This is a genomic window from Mucilaginibacter sp. P2_A4, assembly GCF_056405015.1.
Window position 1 is genome coordinate 13,470 of the sequence record NZ_JBFUCX010000021.1, and the last position, 17,628, is coordinate 31,097.

Genomic DNA, 17,628 nt, shown 5'->3' on the forward strand with positions numbered 1-17,628 from the left:
TTTTAAAACAAGGCTTTTTATTCGCTCCTTAAACTCTTTACCGGGTTCATTAAGGCAGTTTTCACCGCCTGGAAACTTATGGTAGCAAAGGCAATAATTAGCGCTATCATTCCGGCAAATACAAAAACCTGCCAGCCTACATTTATTTTATAGGCAAAATCCTGCAGCCATTTGTACATTGCATACCATGCCAGCGGCGAGGCTATCACAATGGCTATCAGCACCAGTTTAATAAAATCGCGGGCCAGTAAGCCAACAATACCACTTACGCTTGCTCCCAATACCTTGCGTACGCCAATTTCGCGGGTACGCACCTGCGCGGTATAGGCTGCCAATCCTAATAAGCCAAGGCAGGAGATAAAAATGGCGATAGCGGCAAAATAGGTAAAGAGTTTGCCTTCCTGCTGCTCGCTCTGGTACATTTTGTTAAATATGTCATCCAGGAAGTTATATGAAAATGGATACTCTCCATTGTACTGCTTAAATACCTTTTGAGCCGCGTTGATAGCTTTTTGAGCGTCGCGACCGGTGGTTTTTATGTAAATGGTATTTAAATACCTGGGCTGGTAGTAAAACATAGCCGGGGCAATTTTTTCTTTCATGGATGCATAGTGAAAATCCTTCACAACCCCTATGATAGTGCCTTTTACCCCTTGCATGGTGAAGCGTTTGCCTACAGGGTTTTTAATTCCCATTTCTTTAATAGCGGCTTCGTTTAAAACATAGTGGGCGGTATCGGTAACCGAACCTGTAAATGTGGCGCCTTCTTTCATTTTCATTTTGAAGAACGATACCAGGTCTTTATCAACCACTATGGGGTGGATCATCATGTTTTGCTTGGGATCTTTCCCATCCCAATCCAGCGCGCCGGTAAAACCTTGAAACCTTACCACGTTTTGATTTGATCGGGTTACATCCAGTACACCAGGTTGTTTTATCAGCTCGGCTTTTACAGCATCATAATGCTGGGTCATATCGCGCATCCAAAAACTGAGCACATTGGTTTTATCATACCCCAGGTTTTTTTGACGGATGTAATTGAGCTGACCCGTAATGATCATAGTACCAATGATGAGCACTATTGAAAACACAAACTGCGTAACTACCAATACCTTGCGGAACAGCACATCGCCGATACCAGCAGAGATTTTGCCTTTTAATGCCTTTAATGGCTCAAAGGATGACAGCAGCAGAGCCGGATAAATGCTTGATGCTGCCAACGTGCCCGTAATGGCTCCCAGCAGAATGCCCCAGATATGATAATCGGCCAAATTGAAAACCATTTCTTTATGAAGCAGGTTGTTAAACAGGGGCATTAAAATAAATATCAGCCCAATGGCCAGCAATGCAGCCAATGAAAACAGCAGGGCGGTTTCCACAATAAACTGCATAAACAACTGTATTTTTTCTGCCCCGATGATCTTGCGCATGCTGATCTCTTTTGACCTGAGCATGGAGCGCGCGGTTGACAGGTTTACATAGTTGATGCAAGCGATAACCAGTATCAGCAAGGCTATAACGATGAAGATGCGCACCGTGGAGATACCCTTATCACTCATATCACCATTGTATAAATGCATTTTGGTTATGGGGAGTAACAGGTATTCGGCATCGGTATCGTCCGCTTTGTGGTTCAGGTGGATCTGCCTTATTTTGGTGGTAAGGCCTTTTAATGAGGCCCCCGGTTTAAGCTGCAGGTAGGTTATATAATTAAAAAAGCTGAAGTTGCTGCTCAGGTCGATTTTTCTGGCCAGCATATCTTTTATATGGAAACTCATCGGCATCAGCATATCATAGTTGATGCTGGAGTTTTTGGGGAAGTCGGCAATTACACCGCTTACTGTTAGATTGTTACCATCGGCAATAATTACTTTACCTATAGGGTCCTGATCCCCAAAGAATTTTTGGGCAGTTTTTTGGGTGATCACTACCGAGTTATCATCTGCAAATGGCTTGGCCGCGTTCCCTTTTATCAAATGAAAATCAAACATCGAAAAAAACGAGGGGTCGGTAAAAGCAGCATTCTCATCACCAAAAGCCTTATCCCTGTACTTGTACAGCGAAAAATTATTACTCGTAATGCGCACCGATTCTTTTACCTCGGGCAGCTGTTGCTTGGCCATTGGCCCGATAGGCGCTACACCAATGCTGTAGATCTGCCTGCTGGCACCTGTACCGCCAAACAGCTCAAGCCGGTAAATATCAGGGGCATGCTTATGAAAGCCATCAAAACTCAACTCGTCCTGTACCCAAACCAGTATCAGGATGCCAATGGCCAATCCAAGGGTTAAACCCGCAATATTGATGATTGAATAAAACTTATTCTTGAGCAAATTGCGCCAGGCTGTTTTTATATAGTTTTTTAACATAAGCGTATGGATGGATGTGCAGATTACAAATGTGCAGATACAAATTTTTATGTCATTGCGAGCGAAGCGTGGCAATCGCATACTATGCAGAGTGAACCTGCTCTGTTCGCGATTGCTTCGTTGCTATCTATGACGTGTTCGCAAAGAAACCTTTTGTCATCCTGAACGCAGTGAAGGATCTGTTATTCGCCATGCTTCTTCGCCCTGCACAGTCTGCAAATAGATCCTTCGTTCCTCAGGATGACAAACCTTTTAAAACGTCATTTTCCTTTCAGTATCCCCAGATAGTAAAACTCGCAATGACATCGATGGCCTACTTCGCCTTCCTGATATAAATACTGCCGAAAGTGGTTTTCATTAATATCTCGGGGCCGCCGCCGGCTATTTTGCCGTATACCCAGTCGTCAATTTTAAGGCCGTACATGCCGTCCTTATTGCTGCGGGTAACGTTGGGTTTATGCTGCTCGGTAGCAACATCAAAATCGGTAAAAACATCGCCACGATCAGATTTTAGCTTCACATTGGCTTTTAAGCCGGCAGGGAAGGTAATATCTATTTTTCCGTTGAGTGTAGAGAACGCCATAGCCGCCTTTGAATCAATAGACCTGAAACTTACAACCACCGGACCATTAACTGTAGTGGCTACTACCGAGCCGGTGATATCTGTTAATTTAATTGAACCATTTACGTTTGATACCTCCAGTTCGCCATCCAGGTTACTGCCATTGATGTCGCCGCCATTTACTGTTGATATTTTAAAGGTGTTACCGCCGCTTTTAGGGACTTTGATGGTTAGGTTAACAGGTTTGCCCATGCTGCTGTGTACATTAACCTGGTTATCTTTTTCCTGTGCGCTGATGTCCATACCATTGCTGTTTAAACGGCGCATACCGCTTACTTTCTCTTTATCTTTTTCGCGCTCTTTCCGCTTTTCATCAATCTGACCTTCTACTACAATGGTTTTACCTTCGTAACCTATTATTGTTATCGAACCATCAATTAAACCCACATTTAGTTTATAAGGTTTACCAGGATCGCTCAGCGGAACAACTAATTGCTCCTGTGCCGATAACCGGGCCGTTAATAGAATGGCTGCTGTAAATACACTTAAAATCTTTATCGTCTTCATGTTATCCTCTGTTATTGTTGTTTTTTGATATAAATATTCCCGTTAAGGGTTTCAAATTTGAATAGTTTACCACCCGAGCCAATGCGCACATCAGAGTTGGAGTTGAGTTTATAGGTGGTACCTGCACCACTTTTTGCTTCGGTTTTTACCACCTTACTTGGCATTACCTGGGCATCGGGGAAATCGGTAAAGAACTGGCCGTTCATGCTTTTAAATGACAGATCTGCCGACAAATTGGCGGGGTAAGTAATATTCATCTGCCCGTTTATGGTATGGTATGATGATTCGCCGGGAGGCACAGCCAAGTAATTCACAGTTACCGGGCCGTTCACGGTATGTGCAATAGTGGTGCCTTTAGCATTAATGATCTCTAAAGAACCATTCACATTGTTAACTTTTAAAGAGCCATAAACATCCTTAACAGTAATATGGCCATCGTTTACTGTTGAAACCGCCAGGCTCATATTAAATGGCACTTTGATGGTGTATTCCAGTTGTACTATGTAATTCTGGTGATGGTCTTTGTCGTCGCGGGTCCAATTGTGGGGGCGGGTATCGTATGGCTCGGCAGTGTAAGCTATTACACTATCTGCTTTTTGGGTAAAGCCCAGCTTAAATTCTTTTTTGGCCAGATCAACATCGGCCTGGGTTTTTCCTTTAATGGTTTGGTCAATTTCCATCAGCACCTTATCGCCTGCGTAGCCTTCTACCTTAATGCTTCCCCAAATGTTGTACACAACCACTATACCTTTGCCAAAGGTAAACTGCTTGCTGATGTGTTCTTTATACTCCTGGCCATGTGCCAGTGTTTGGGCAAAGCAAAGCCCCAGCGCCGTAAAAACGGTGATCAATGTTGTTTTCATAAAATGGTTCTTTTTTTAAATGAGTTGTGTTATGGTTTGCCTTATCTTGTCCTTTACGCCAGGGTTCAGGTCCTTTTGTTTCAAAAGTTGTTTAAATGAATTTACCGACCCTTTTTCCTGCAGTTTAAGCATCACATCGGCAATGGCCGATTGCATCAGCGGCGAATCCTGCTGTATGATGGATTGGATGAGCCCCTGCCTTACTTCCGGGTGCGCAGCCAGGTGGGTCAAAGCATCCAATGTGCTCAAGCGTACATTCACATTCGGATCGTTGTTAAGCGTGGCAAATAAAGCGTCAATCACCTCTTTATCGGCATGCTTGATCTCGCTGGTATAACTCACCCCCTTGATCCGTTCAGATGCGGAAGGATTCTCCAGCAGGGCCAGCATCATGGTTTGCTTTAGCTCATGCACCTGCGAAGTAAGGGCCTGCAACTGCTCATCCTGCTTACCGGTGGTACTGGCATGGAAAACAAGGTACCCGCTACCAAAACTGATGAGCACTATAACCAAACTGTAAGCCAATGGCCAGCGTGGCTGCCATTGCCATAAACGGGTCAGCAGCTCTTTAATACTAAACGCCTCTTTTTTCTCATCAACAGATTGCTTGTAGGTATCCAGCATCGCCTTAAATTTTACCGGCATGTGGGCACCTGGCTCGGGCACCTGAATTTCATCCATCAAATCCCAAACCTGTTGTATGGCGGTAAATTCCTGCATGCAGCTTTCGCAGCCTGCCAGGTGTTTTTCAAACGCCTCACGCTCAGCAGTAGTTAGCTGTTTACTTATGTAATCGCTAAATTTTTCCTCGTATTGTTCACAATTCATCTTCATCCTGTTTAACGTTCCATTTTAGTATAAATATCCTTTAACTCCTGCATGGCCCTAAAGGCGCGAACTTTAGCGGCACCTTCGGTAATGCCTAAAATTTGCCCTATCTCCTGGTATTTCAGCTCCTGGAAACGGCTCAGCGTCAGTATTTCCCGGTTGTCATCGCTTAGCTTATTCATCGCCATGTATAAACCGGCATTAGCTTGCTTTTTTTCCAGGTGCTCATCGGCACTGGCACCACCGGGAAGCCTATCGGCCAATTCATTAGCATCATGGTGCGTTCCCTGCAGTTTGCCTTTTTTTTTAACCTCATCTTTCAGCACATTGCGGGCTATCTGGTACATCCAGGCCATAAACTCACCCTCGCCGGTAAAACTGTTACGGTACCGCAGCATTTTGTAAAACACAGTTTGCACCATATCCTCGCTGGCCTCGCGGTGATAGGTCATGTGGAACAAAAAGCCATACAACGAACGGTAATGCCTCTCGAACAGCAAACCCATCCTTTCCAAATCTCCGGCTTTTACCCGGAGCATGATCGTGTTATCACTAAGTGCGTTCAAAAAAGGCTCGGTTATTTTAATTTACATATTGGAGACCGCAGAAATTTTAATTGGTTACAGAAAGTTAGAAAAAAATCGAAGATTTTTTTGATCAAGGAGCAAGGATTTTTGGAACAAGGACATTTAGAGCAAAGAGCAAAGATTTTTGGAATAAAGACATTTAGATCAAGGAGCAAGGAGTTTTGGACAAAGGACAAAAAGAAGGAAAATGCATCCTTCATCTTTTGTCCTAAAATCTTTACTCTAAATGTCTTTGCTCCTTGATCCAAAAATCTTTACTCCAAAAGTGCTTGCTCCAAGAATCTATTCTCAATATATTTAGCCTCATGCAAATACATCAGCAAATTCTTCGCCTCCGGGAGCGCAAACGGGGCTTTCATTTAATTACTGCCGAAATTTTGCAGGCTATACCGCAAATAGCAACTATGCGGGTGGGAGTGATGCAGGTTTTTATTCAGCATACCTCGGCATCTTTAACTATTAATGAAAATGCCGACCCAACCGTGCGGCAGGATTTTGAAATGTATTTCAACAAGGCCGTGCCTGAGAATGACCCCGACTACAGGCATGATGATGAAGGATCTGATGATATGCCCGCTCATTTAAAAGCAGCCATGCTGGGTAGTTCGGTAATGGTGCCTATCCGTAATGGTCGCCCGGCCTTTGGTACCTGGCAGGGTATTTACCTGTGTGAGCATCGGAATTATGGCGGCAGCCGCGACCTGGTTATTACAGCCTGGGGCGAGTAAATGGGGCGTTTGTTAATTATGTAGCAAGCTCAACCTCATTTTGTAGAGACGCATATTTGCGTCTCCAGCTATACAGAGCAGATATGCAATTTGGATTCGAGGTTTATGATTCAAAATATTCCACAGGTTCCAGATCATTCAACTCCTCATCGGTAAATAAGCGGGAGCGGATAATAAACCGGATACCCATCGGGATCTCGATAGAGAAGCTGGAGCCCCTGCCGGGAGTAACATCAAGTGTAAGGTGCGTGTGCCGCCAGTATTCAAACTGATCAATGCTCATGAAAAAATCAAAACCTGCTACTTCGCCAATTTTTACATCACTGCTGCCAATTTTAAATTCACCTTTTTCAAAACACATGGGCGAGGAGCCGTCGCAACAACCTCCGCTTTGATGAAACATCAGCGGGCCAAATTTGGCTTTTAGCTCAGCTATCACCTTTTCGGCTTCGGGAGTAACAGAAACTCTTTTGGTCATGGCAGGTAGGTTATAAGAAATAACAAATTCTTTTTTGCAAAAGTATGGGTCCTTTTTTGGAGCACGTGCAGGTTGAGCTGCAAAATAGCAGTGGCTGCGTTCTTAGTTAATGAAAACACAACCGCCGCTCTTCTTAATAGGGGTATTGTCTACTCTTTGCTTTTCATTTGGTATTAAAAAGAGGCGCTGCAATAGCCCAATACAATTGCAGCAACCTCAACTCGCCTGGTCTTAAAAAAAGCCCAGTTTGTTCTTATTATATGAGATCAGCATATTCTTTGTCTGGCGGTAGTAGTTCAGCATCATTTTATGATTCTCCCTGCCGAAACCTGATTTTTTATACCCGCCGAATGGTGCATGTGCAGGGTAGGCATGGTAGCAGTTAACCCAAACGCGGCCGGCCTGTATAGCGCGCGGTACCTGGTAAATTTCGTGTGCATCGCGGGTCCAAACACCTGCGCCCAAACCATAAAGGGTGTCGTTGGCAATTTCGATGGCTTCCTCAACGGTTTTAAAAGTGGTAACTGATACAACCGGACCAAAAATTTCTTCCTGGAAAATGCGCATCTTATTATTCCCTTTAAATATGGTTGGTGTTATGTAATACCCGTTTGCAAGGTCGCCATCAAGCTTCAGTGCATCGCCGCCGGCTAATACTTCGGCACCCTCTTTTTTACCAATATCCAGGTAGCTCAAGATCTTTTCGTACTGATCATTTGATGCCTGCGCACCCATCATGGTGGTTGAATCCAGCGGGTCGCCCATTTTGATGGCTTTGGTGCGGGCAATTACGCGCTCCATAAATTTATCGTAAATGTTTTCATGAACCAGCATGCGCGATGGGCAGGTACAAACCTCGCCCTGGTTTAAGGCAAATAGTACAGCACCTTCTACAGCCTTATCAAAAAACTCATCATCAGCATCGCCAACAGATTCAAAGAAAATATTTGGCGATTTACCGCCAAGCTCCATCGTAACGGGTATCAGGTTTTCTGATGCGTATTGCATGATCAGCCTGCCGGTAGTGGTTTCACCGGTAAAGGCAACCTTGCTGATGCGTGGGTTAGTTGCCAGCGGTTTACCGGCTTCAGGCCCAAAACCTGTAACAATGTTTAGCACGCCCGGAGGCAGGATATCGCCAATCAGTTCCATCAGCACCATAATGCTGGTTGGGGTTTGCTCTGCGGGTTTCACAACTACGCAACAGCCGGCAGCCAAAGCAGGAGCTATTTTCCAGGTGGCCATGAGTAAAGGAAAATTCCAGGGGATAATTTGCCCTACTACGCCAAGCGGCTCCTGTAGGTTGATGCTTACGGTAAACTCATCATGCTCGGATATACTGCTTTCTTCGGCACGTATGGCCCCGGCAAAGTAGCGGAAATGATCAACCACCAGCGGCAAATCGGCAGCCATGGTTTCACGGATGGCTTTGCCATTGTCAATGGTTTCTACCGTGGCCAGGTAACTTAGGTTATCCTCAATCACCTGCGCTATTTTTAACAGCAGGTTGCTGCGCAGGGTTGCCGCCGTTTTGCTCCAGGTTTTAAATGCCTCGGTAGCAGCATCAACAGCTGCGTCAATATCTTCTTTGGTTGAGCGCGCGGCCCGGGTAAAAACTTTTCCATCAATGGGCGAAATATTGTCAAAATATTCTCCTTTGACGGGCGGAACAAACTTACCGCCAATAAAATTATCGTACTTTTCCTTAAAGATTGGTCTTTGCGCTACACTCATAATGGTTTTTGTTTTTTAATTGGTGTAGCTAAGGTAAGTGCCTATGGCATTGGTTATTTGCACAATGCTATCAATTGGGTGCATTATAGTTTCAATTTTAAATTGAATTATAAAGTATCATTAACTATGCCTAACTTGTTTTAAATTAAGCCAATTATGAATGAGAGAAACCTGGTGTCTCCGTTTGCCCTTAGTGGTAAAAAAGAGATACAAACGCTTGTAGAAAATCGTAAGGCATACACTTTAAACCATTGTGAACTTAATATTTACGAAACTTATCAGCGCAGCGAACTTGTGCCCCTCACTTTTAACGATCTGGTGATTACCAGTATGCTGCGGGGCAAAAAGGTAATGCACCTGTTTGATAAGCCCGGCTTTGATTACCTGCCCGGCGAAACCGTTATTGTACCGCCCAATGTTACCATGACCATTGATTTTCCCGAAGCATCTGAGCTTAATCCATCGCAGTGTACGGCATTGGCCATTAACCACCAGGAGATAAAAAGTACCATTGATTTTTTGAACGAGAATTACCCGCGGGCCGACGATGATAAATGGCAGCTTAATTATCAGCAGTTTCATTTTTTTAATAACCATGAGCTGGCGCAACTCATCAATAAGCTCATCAGCATAAGCACCGGCGATGTGCTTACCAAAGATGTGCTGGCTAATCTAACTCTTAAAGAATTGCTTATCCGTATTATGCAGATGCAAAACCTGCACCATGTACAGGAAAACTTGCAGCAACTATCTGCTGGTAAGCGGTTTGCTTATATATTACAGTATATCAAAAGTCACCTTACCGAAAAACTGAATATTGACGCCCTTAGCCAGATGGCTTACATGAGCAAAGCCAGTTTCTTTAGAGCCTTTAAGTATGAAATGGGGATGTCGCCAGTTGATTATATTATTAAGGAACGGATAGAATTTGCCAAACAGTTATTACACAATCCGTATTGCAGTATGGCCGATGCCTGCTTTAAAGCAGGTTTTAACAACCAGCATTATTTTAGCCGCGCGTTCAGGAAAATTGCAGGTACTACGCCGAGTTTATACAAGGCAGGGATATTGAAGGTTGTTAATTAGGTGACGAGCGATTGTTATTAAATGCAGCTTAAATATTCTTTAGTCCTTTTTTTTGTCGCCCTCATCAGGCTGCAAATGCTTTGTCGGCATTGATAACTTCAGCAGGATCTATTTCGAGGATGTGGCAGATCTTGAAAAATCTATCCAGGGTTAGTTTTACGTTTCCTAATTCTATTTTACTATAAGTATTTTGCGATACATTAAGCTTAGCCGCCAGGTATTCCTGCGAATAGTTTAACTGCTGCCTGGTGTTCCTTATGCTTTCGGCCACCGTTTTTACATGATAATCCCTGGAATTTTTCATGAAGTGCTTAATTTGTTTTTAACAATTACGTAATAAAAAACAGGTTGGATTTTTGCTTCAGGCATTTATTGCGATAAAAGGTAGTCGCGTAGGTTGTGGCGTCAAAATCGCTTTTTAAATTTAGTGGGGAAGATTTCCATATTATTGTATTTAGCGTTGATCATACTCAATTGTATCACATGACCGATACCGCACATATTCTTGTATCAAAAATGAACGGTAGTTAGTTTTTTATTTTATAAATATTTGATAATCAATTATATGTAACCATGGCATTCGCTTTGCTTCATGTTGTTCACTAAGGGATAGCATCATGAAGCATCACAAACAACTGGAGCGGCGTACATTCTTGCAAGACCGTTTCGACATCCTGATTAAAAGACAAAGGAGTGGCACAGCCACCTTTAACGAACTTACCGAACTTGATGATATTGTGAACCGCGACCCCGCCATACGTGAAAGTATCCTGGTTGAAATGCAGGAACTTGATTCCCCGCCGGATGATCAGCCGCCCATTGAAGTGCCTGTTATTGATCCTGTAAAAAAGCGAAGCTTGTTTGATATTATTTGGTCGTTTATCAACAGGTTGTTTATAGCCGAAGCAGGAGTATCCACAGCGGTACTGATTTAAATATTTAACAACCTTCCACCTTTTTGAAATGAGGTGAAAGGTGAATTTCTTTCGATTCTTTTACACCTGGTATGTACCAAAACCGGGCGGCACATGCATCCTGGCCCGGTGGGTGATACTACTTACGCCCTTTAATTTTTTGCCCTTCAATAATTTACTGCCTGATTTATTATATTTAGCCTAAACTAAATCATCGCAATAAAATATGACTACTACTGCCGCTACTGAACCCATTTACTGGTCTGGTGCGCAAAAAATAGCATTAAGGTTTTTCCTGGTGTTTTTTTTGCTGTACATATTGTTTAATCCCAATGGCACCATACCATTTTTAAATGCAGCTTCCAGGTACTATATCCAGCCATTTCATAAACTAATTCCATGGCTGGCGGCTCACGTATTACACATGGCCAACCCTGTTACCATATTTACCAATGGCAGCGGCGATACCACTTATGATTACCTCATTATATTGTTTAGCGTGGTAGTGGCGGGTTTAGGTGCAGGTGTTTGGTCGGCAATTGACAGAAAGGCCCGCAATTATAACAAGCTGTTTTATTGGGTTTGCGTAATTGTACGTTATTATGTGGCTATCACCATGCTCACCTATGGCTTTATAAAAGTGATTAAACTGCAATTTCCGTCACCATCTCCCGCCCGCCTGTTGGAACCCTTTGGCAATGCATCGCCCATGGGCCTGGCCTGGACGTATATGGGCTACTCCAAAGGCTTTAATTATTTTACAGGTATAGGTGAGTTAAGCTGTGGTTTGTTGTTGCTTTTTCGCAAAACAACAACTCTTGGTGCACTGTTGGGCGTGGTGGTTGCCGGCAATATTATGGCTATAAACTATTGTTTTGATGTGCCGGTTAAGTTGTTATCAACCATGCTGGTAATAATGTCGTTGTTTTTGCTGGTTAAGGATGCGCGGCGTTTAATTAATTTCTTTTTGCTAAACAGGGAAGCCCCACCATCAAACATAGCTCCACACAGTTTTAAGGAGAGGTGGAAAAACATCACACTATGTTGTATTAAATATGTTTTTATAGTGTATGTGCTGGTTGGGTATACCATAAGTAATTTACAAGCCGCCAAATACTATGGCGATAAGGCTAAAAAGCCACCTTTTTATGGTATTTATGATGTGCAAAGCTTTGTGCGAAACAAGGATACCATTGCGCCGCTTACTACAGATACCAACCGCTGGCGCAAGTTGGTGATTAGCTATACAGATAATGCGCAGATTAAATTCATGAACGATAGTTCAAAAAATTACAGCTTTAAACCCGACCTGAAGAAACATGTTATTACTATTAATACATACGCAGATACGGTGAACAAGCACTATTTAACTTACACCGAAGCAAAAAATGGCGATTTGCTGCTGAAAGGCAAATGGGACAGAGATTCGCTGACCATCAACCTCAAAAAATACGACCTGGATAATTTTTTACTGCTGCGGCGTGGCTTTCATTGGGTAAATGAGTATCCTTTGAACAGGTAAGGGGAATTGGCGTCATTTAAAAGGAGTAAAAGGCAACAATTCTAAAATTCATTTAATGGTTCTTGTTGCTATTATCAACGTGGCAAAGTACATGGTTATCAAAAAACGTTTATATTGCCATAGTAAACCAATTAAATTTAAACCCATGATAAGAAAACTATCAATAATAAGCCTTTTGCTGCTTTTTATGCTGCCATCCATGTCATTTGCGCAAACGGCCGCTAATAGCAAGCCTGTTGTTGCCAGAATGCGGGTTATTATTGATAACGACTTTAGTGGCGATCCAGATGGTTTATTTGCGCTTACCCATCTTTTATTATCACCATCGGTGGAGATTAGGGGCATTATTGGCTCGCACCTTAAAGTGGGGGATGGATTTGATAACTCCAAAACCCAGGCAGATAATGCTGTTAAAAAAGCTACCGAACTGCTAAGCATAATGAAGATGAATGGCCGGATGCCTGTAATTGCCGGATCAAACACAGGGATGCTGAATGATAGTACCCCAGTTAAAAGCGCGGCGGTTGATTTTATTATCAAAGAGGCTTCACGTACTGATACTTCCTTGCCCTTATATGTGCTTTGCGGCGCTGGCCTTACCGAAGTTGCTTCGGCTGTTTTAACCAACCCGCAGATAGCCGGCAAGTTTACATTGGTTTGGATAGGCGGTGCCGAATACAGCGACCTGGCACTACCGCCACCTAATTATTCAAATCCCGAATACAATCTTAATATTGACATTGCTGCGGCGAGGGTTGTTTTTAACCAGCCGCAATTAAAATTATGGCAGATACCCCGCAATGCTTATCGCCAGGCGTTGTTGCCTTACTCACAATTGCAAACCCGGATAAAACCTCATGGCGAGATAGGAAAGTACCTAAACAATGTGCTTGAAAACCTCATGATTCGCTTACAGCAATACCACCTTAATATTGGAGAAACCTATATTTTAGGCGATAGCCCGCTAGTGTTGCTTACCGCTTTGCAATCCTCCTTTGAGGCCGATCCTTCAAGCAGCGATTATGTGCTTAAACCCTGCCCACGGATAAACGCGCAAGGTGCCTATGAGTATAATGCCAACGGCCGAAACATCAGGGTTTACCAGCACCTGGATATTAGCCTGATGTTTAATGATTTTTTTGCCAAGCTGGAAATGCTTTAAGCACGTACTGTACTTTAAGCTATATGCAAAATGGAGGAGTAAATTAAAACCAATCTCCTCCTCATCCGTTGGATTAAAACATGAAAAAACTCATTGTTTTTGACCTGGATGGCACCCTTGCCGAAAGCAAGGCAGCGATAGATAAGGAAATGGCGCTGCTGTTTTCCGGCTTGCTGGAAGTAGCGCAGGTGGCTATCATATCTGGCGGCGACTGGCCCCAGTTTGAAAAGCAGGTAATAGCACATTTGCCCAAAGGCAGCAAGCTAACTCACTTATCTATATTGCCAACCTGCGGAACCAAATTTTACCAGTACAAGGCATCCCAATGGAAAAAGATCTATTCGGAAGATTTTACACCGGAGGAAAAGGAAAAGATCACTGCGTCACTAAATCAAGCCGTGGAAAAATCGGGATTTAAAGCGGAAAAGACCTGGGGCGATACGGTTGAAGACCGTGATAGCCAGATTACCTTTTCGGCCCTTGGGCAAAAGGCCCCTTTGGAGCCCAAAAAAGCCTGGGACCCCGACTTTAAAAAGCGCAAAAAGATTAAAGTGATTCTTGATAAACTGATCCCGGAGTTTGCGGTAAACCTGGGTGGGGCTACATCAATTGATGTTACCAAGCCGGGAATTGATAAGGCATACGGGATGTACAAACTTCGCGATATGTTGAAAATATCCATCAAGGAAATGCTGTTCATGGGTGATGCCCTTTTTGACGGCGGCAACGATTATCCCGCCCGAACCACCAGCGCCGATTGTATCCAGGTTCGGGATCCGCGGGAAACAAAAAGGGTTATTGAAGCTGTAATTGCTTGTTTGAAACCGGTACATTGATCAATAAAGAATTGATTAATGAGGAGTTTACATCTCACATTTTTTTCTCGATCCTGATCAAAGGTATAGCCGCGAATGCTATAAGCAACATAAAGGCTGCCGTTACCAGGAAAAGGTTTGATCCCAGCGTATGATATAAAAAGGCCCCGCTAATGAGCCCAATGATGCTGGCCAGGCTGCCGGCACTGCCCGCAAAGCCCTGTATTTTACCTTGTACCTGCCCGTTCCCGGTATTGGATAGCAAGGCGATAAATGAAGGCCACATAAGGCCATTGCCAATTGCGAAAAGAAAGGCAGAAGAATAAATGAGCACTATGTTATTGAATTTTAAAAGCACGAAGCAGCCACAAAGGATCAGGCTGCCGGTAATTACCAACACAGCGCCAGAAACGCGTTTGGCAATAAAGCTCAATACCGGTCCCTCCACTAAAACCATCATCCCGCTTAAAAAGGAGAAGTAGACGCCCAGTTTTAATACTTTCCAATGCAGCTGCCCGGCAGCATACACCGGAAAGCCAACATAAAAAAAATTGAAGCCTAAAAATATAAGGAAATAAAGGACCAAAAAATAGGGTACATAAGGTAGTTTAAACACTTCCTTTAATCCTTTTAAATTGGTTTGTTTTACGAGGGGGGAGGGAGTGGTGGCATTTTCTTTTTTAGCCTGTGGTTCACGGATGCGCAACCAGATTACCAGTAATGCCACCAACGAAATAAGCGCGGTAACTATAACAGGTAATATATTGCCCAATATGGTGGCTCCTAATAAACCAGCCATTAATGGCCCCAAAATAAAACCCATATTTGATGCCGCGGCCATTTGCCCAAAATTTTGTTTGCGATTCTCCTTTACAGAAATATCTGCTACGTAAGCATTGGCAACAGACATATTACCGCCGGTGAGGCCGTCAAGCGCCCTGCCTAAAAAGATGAGTAGTAAAGGGAGACTAAATATAAAAGTGTCGGTTAGTTTTATCTGGTGGTTAGGTATAATTAATCCGGCTAAAAATATAAGCCATGCCAAAAAGGTTCCTGCCTCGCTCAGGAGCAATATTTTTTTACGCCCAAACTTGTCAGACCAATTGCCCAATATGGGGGCGCCTATCAGCTGAAAAAAGGAGTAGGTAGCGCTCATAAAACCATAAACCACCTCATTACCGCCCAGCTTTAAAACAATAACCACCAAAAACGGAATAACGACACTAAAGCCAAGGGTATCTATAAAGTTTACCAACAGTATGGGAAACAGGGTTGCTTTAGTGGTATTTGGCGCCATTAGCTTGAGTTTAATACATCATAATACAGGCAGCCTAAAGATAAGTTTTTGATTGTAAATAGTTTGCCTTTTATTATGGCGGGAGATAGGCTGTTTGATTTTATGCACTTTTTAACAAAGTAACTTGAGCTTTTTAACAAAGTTGAGGTTGTAAATACACCCGATATTTGTTGTAACAAAAAAGTAAAAAAGACATGGAAAAAATTTGGTTTATAACAGGCAGCTCCCGCGGATTGGGACGAAGCCTTACAGCAGCGGTACTTGCCAATGGCGATAAAGTAGCTGCAACAGCACGTAATACAGCACAATTAAAGGATCTGGCAGATCAATATCCTAACCAGTTATTACCTGTTCAACTGGATGTAACCAACCAGGAGCAAATAAATGCCGCGGTTGAAAAAACAATACAGCACTTTGGCCGCATTGATGTATTGGTAAATAATGCCGGGTTTGGTATTACCGGTGCCGCTGAAGCTTATACTGATGAGCAGGTGCGCAGCCAGTTGGAAACAAACCTGTATGCTCCCATTGCTATTACGCGTGCGGTGTTACCTTATATGCGTAAGCAGCGGTCAGGGCATATATTGCAGATCAGCTCCATTGGGGGCAGGGTTGGTTCAGCAGGCGTTACTATTTATCAATCGGCTAAATTTGGCTTAAGTGGTTTTAGCGAGGGTTTGGCCCAGGAACTTGCACCTTTGGGGATAAAAGTAATTGTGATTGAACCGGGTGGTTTCCGTACAGATTGGGCAGGCGACTCGATGACCTATGCAAAATCTATTGAAGGCTATGAGGATTCTGTAGGTAAAAGGGCCGACTTTTTTCAAAGTGGAAAGTTTGTACCCGTGGGCGATCCTGATAAGGCAGCCAAAGTAATGATTGATATTATTAAGGAGCCAAAGCCACCTTTGCATTTGATATTGGGCAGCGAAGGGATAGCTATTGTGAAAAGTTCTGAAGCGGCAAAGCTGGCCGAGCTGGAAAAATGGTTCGATGTTAGTATCTCCACAGATCATGATGAGGCAGATAATTTCTTTGAATCTGAACAAGGCAAAGCATACCTCAACCTTAAAAAATAAATTATCAATAAATAATAACAGTAGAGGTAAATAATCCTGTACTGTTATTATTTGTAAATTTGAATTACATGCTTAAACAAGAAAAAGAACAGGTACTGCGGCAAATAAACTATTCCTGCTACATAGCCAGGAGCAGGGAAGGCGAGCAATTTGTGCCCGAGCATGTTTTTAGCTACCAGATAGCGGGCTCGCTCACCATAAGCGATGCAAATAATAAAACATATACAGTAAAAGAAGGCGATTTTAGATTGAGCAAACGTAACCACCTGGTTAAGTTTGTAAAGCAGCCTCCTTTAAATGGCGAGTACAAGGCTTTGTCTGTTTATCTTGACCAGGAAACATTGCGTAATTTCAGTATTGAATATGGTTACCAATCAGGTAAGCACGATATCGGTGATTCATTTATTAGCCTGAAGCCCGATCCGCTTTATAAAAGCTTTATGGAGTCATTATTGCCTTACCAGCAAACAGGGCATACTATCAGTAATGATCTGCAACGTTTAAAGTTACGCGAGGCTATCCTGATTTTACTCCAGGCAAACCCCGGGCTCAAAGATGTTTTATTTGATTTTAGCGATCCTGGTAAAATAGATCTGGAGGGTTTTATGAATAAAAACTACCATTTTAATGTTCACCTTAATCGCTTTGCTTATTTGACAGGCCGTAGTCTTGCTACTTTTAAGCGCGATTTTGAAAAGATATTTCATGTTACACCCAGCAGGTGGTTACAACAGCGCAGGTTACAGGAGGCCCATTATCTTATTAAAGAAAAAGGGCAGGCCCCGTCAGATGTTTACCTCGATCTGGGCTTTGAGGATCTGTCACATTTTTCGTTTGCGTTTAAAAAAACTTATGGTGTTGCACCATCCAGAATTTAATTATTAATTAAGCAAAACCTTGTCGGATTGCCTGATTACCAGTATTTAAAATATTTTTCACAAAATGTAACCCTATCGTTTTAATTAACGTACGAAAAGTTGTAAAAGGTTAGTTAATTTATTGGTTTGAATTTTTGTTTTTGAAACTCCCGGATGCCA

The 17,628-nt window shown here is 43.0% G+C and carries 17 protein-coding genes; 8 read left to right on the forward strand and 9 right to left on the reverse strand.

Features of this window, described 5'->3' with window-relative positions; genetic code table 11:
• Positions 1-17: 17 nt before the first annotated feature.
• From AC1DYB_RS27620 to AC1DYB_RS27640, 5 genes are all read right to left on the reverse strand, one after another.
• On the reverse strand, positions 18-2,369 hold the full coding sequence (locus AC1DYB_RS27620) for an ABC transporter permease (protein ID WP_477439766.1): 2,352 nt from the start codon (positions 2,367-2,369) through the stop codon (positions 18-20).
• A 313-nt stretch (positions 2,370-2,682) separates the two neighbouring features.
• The gene (locus tag AC1DYB_RS27625; RefSeq protein ID WP_477439768.1) at positions 2,683-3,498 is read right to left on the reverse strand and encodes a DUF4097 family beta strand repeat-containing protein; all 816 of its coding nucleotides are present in this window, start codon (positions 3,496-3,498) and stop codon (positions 2,683-2,685) included.
• An 11-nt stretch (positions 3,499-3,509) separates the two neighbouring features.
• Positions 3,510-4,361, reverse strand: a complete 852-nt coding sequence (locus AC1DYB_RS27630) for a DUF4097 family beta strand repeat-containing protein (RefSeq protein WP_477439770.1) — start codon at positions 4,359-4,361, stop codon at positions 3,510-3,512.
• Between the two features lie 15 nt (positions 4,362-4,376).
• Positions 4,377-5,195 carry a zf-HC2 domain-containing protein gene (locus tag AC1DYB_RS27635; RefSeq protein ID WP_477439772.1) on the reverse strand — a complete coding sequence of 273 codons (819 nt, stop codon included), beginning with the start codon at positions 5,193-5,195 and terminating at the stop codon, positions 4,377-4,379.
• Positions 5,196-5,200: 5 nt separating this feature from the next.
• Complete coding sequence (locus tag AC1DYB_RS27640) at positions 5,201-5,755, reverse strand: RNA polymerase sigma factor (protein WP_477439774.1); 555 nt, start codon at positions 5,753-5,755, stop codon at positions 5,201-5,203.
• Positions 5,756-6,081: 326 nt separating this feature from the next.
• Here AC1DYB_RS27640 and AC1DYB_RS27645 point away from each other — a divergent pair, with 326 nt between their 5' ends.
• Positions 6,082-6,504 carry a secondary thiamine-phosphate synthase enzyme YjbQ gene (locus tag AC1DYB_RS27645; RefSeq protein ID WP_477439776.1) on the forward strand — a complete coding sequence of 141 codons (423 nt, stop codon included), beginning with the start codon at positions 6,082-6,084 and terminating at the stop codon, positions 6,502-6,504.
• A 103-nt stretch (positions 6,505-6,607) separates the two neighbouring features.
• On the opposite strand, the gene AC1DYB_RS27650 is transcribed toward AC1DYB_RS27645, so the two are convergent.
• Positions 6,608-6,982: a DUF779 domain-containing protein gene (locus AC1DYB_RS27650; protein WP_477390922.1), complete on the reverse strand. Its 375-nt coding sequence runs from the start codon at positions 6,980-6,982 to the stop codon at positions 6,608-6,610.
• A gap of 231 nt (positions 6,983-7,213) precedes the next feature.
• Entirely contained in the window at positions 7,214-8,716 is a 1,503-nt protein-coding gene (locus tag AC1DYB_RS27655) for an aldehyde dehydrogenase family protein (RefSeq protein WP_477439778.1), read from the reverse strand.
• A 156-nt stretch (positions 8,717-8,872) separates the two neighbouring features.
• On the opposite strand from AC1DYB_RS27655, the gene AC1DYB_RS27660 reads away from it, so the two are divergent.
• Positions 8,873-9,802: an AraC family transcriptional regulator gene (locus tag AC1DYB_RS27660; protein WP_477390926.1), complete on the forward strand. Its 930-nt coding sequence runs from the start codon at positions 8,873-8,875 to the stop codon at positions 9,800-9,802.
• Between the two features lie 64 nt (positions 9,803-9,866).
• Here the strand turns inward: AC1DYB_RS27660 and AC1DYB_RS27665 are convergent, their stop codons facing one another.
• Complete coding sequence (locus AC1DYB_RS27665; protein WP_477439780.1) at positions 9,867-10,106, reverse strand: helix-turn-helix domain-containing protein; 240 nt, start codon at positions 10,104-10,106, stop codon at positions 9,867-9,869.
• Between the two features lie 313 nt (positions 10,107-10,419).
• Between AC1DYB_RS27665 and AC1DYB_RS27670 the strand changes: the two genes are divergently transcribed.
• The 4 genes from AC1DYB_RS27670 to AC1DYB_RS27685 all read left to right on the forward strand — a co-directional run bounded on the left by AC1DYB_RS27670 (position 10,420) and on the right by AC1DYB_RS27685 (position 14,236).
• Positions 10,420-10,737 (forward strand): hypothetical protein, encoded by a 318-nt coding sequence (locus AC1DYB_RS27670; RefSeq protein WP_477439782.1) that lies wholly within the window; start codon positions 10,420-10,422, stop codon positions 10,735-10,737.
• Between the two features lie 205 nt (positions 10,738-10,942).
• The gene (locus AC1DYB_RS27675; protein ID WP_477439784.1) at positions 10,943-12,238 is read left to right on the forward strand and encodes a hypothetical protein; all 1,296 of its coding nucleotides are present in this window, start codon (positions 10,943-10,945) and stop codon (positions 12,236-12,238) included.
• A gap of 145 nt (positions 12,239-12,383) precedes the next feature.
• Positions 12,384-13,400, forward strand: coding sequence for a nucleoside hydrolase (locus tag AC1DYB_RS27680; RefSeq protein WP_477439786.1), 1,017 nt, complete (start codon positions 12,384-12,386; stop codon positions 13,398-13,400).
• Between the two features lie 80 nt (positions 13,401-13,480).
• Complete coding sequence (locus tag AC1DYB_RS27685) at positions 13,481-14,236, forward strand: HAD-IIB family hydrolase (protein WP_477439788.1); 756 nt, start codon at positions 13,481-13,483, stop codon at positions 14,234-14,236.
• Between the two features lie 34 nt (positions 14,237-14,270).
• Here AC1DYB_RS27685 and AC1DYB_RS27690 read toward each other — a convergent pair whose 3' ends face one another.
• The gene (locus tag AC1DYB_RS27690; RefSeq protein WP_477439790.1) at positions 14,271-15,512 is read right to left on the reverse strand and encodes an MFS transporter; all 1,242 of its coding nucleotides are present in this window, start codon (positions 15,510-15,512) and stop codon (positions 14,271-14,273) included.
• Positions 15,513-15,706: 194 nt separating this feature from the next.
• On the opposite strand from AC1DYB_RS27690, the gene AC1DYB_RS27695 reads away from it, so the two are divergent.
• Both AC1DYB_RS27695 and AC1DYB_RS27700 read left to right on the forward strand, forming a co-directional pair.
• Positions 15,707-16,591, forward strand: coding sequence for an oxidoreductase (locus AC1DYB_RS27695; RefSeq protein WP_477439792.1), 885 nt, complete (start codon positions 15,707-15,709; stop codon positions 16,589-16,591).
• Positions 16,592-16,659: 68 nt separating this feature from the next.
• Complete coding sequence (locus tag AC1DYB_RS27700) at positions 16,660-17,469, forward strand: helix-turn-helix domain-containing protein (protein WP_477439794.1); 810 nt, start codon at positions 16,660-16,662, stop codon at positions 17,467-17,469.
• The last annotated feature ends 159 nt before the right edge of the window (positions 17,470-17,628 follow it).